The following is a 482-nucleotide window of genomic DNA, read 5'->3' on the forward strand; positions in this document are numbered from 1 at the left end:
ATATAGTGTATTAAATTGACTTTCGATATCGGCCGGTAGATCAAAATTATATATAAGGTATCACTGGGTGCAACCGTGTTGTACCTGAGGCTAAATCCATTCATGTTGATGGAAATCCAATATTCAGACGGCCAAATAAGTTTTAAAATGTCAAACAACAAACCATTAGAATGATAAGGAAAAAACATGGCACAATTTTTCGCCATCCATCCCGATAATCCCCAAGACCGCCTCATCAAGCAAGCCGCCGATATTGTCCGCAGTGGCGGCGTTATCGTTTACCCTACGGATTCCTGCTATGCGCTTGGCTGCAAACTCGGCGACAAAACCGCGATGGAACGCATTCTCGCGATTCGTAAAATCGATCAAAAACACCATCTGACCCTGATGTGTGCCGATTTGAGCGAATTGGGTACTTACGCCAAAGTGGATAATGCCCAATTCCGCCAGCTCAAAGCAGCTACGCCTGGCAGCTACACCTT

Annotated in this window: 1 protein-coding gene; it reads left to right on the forward strand. The window is 45.0% G+C overall.

What is annotated here, in order from left to right:
• Nucleotides 1-186: 186 nt before the first annotated feature.
• On the forward strand, nt 187-482 hold a 296-nt coding region (locus ACTHUM_RS19215), incomplete at its 3' end, for a Sua5/YciO/YrdC/YwlC family protein (protein ID WP_440403881.1).

This window comes from Neisseria sp. P0021.S006 (assembly GCF_051956895.1).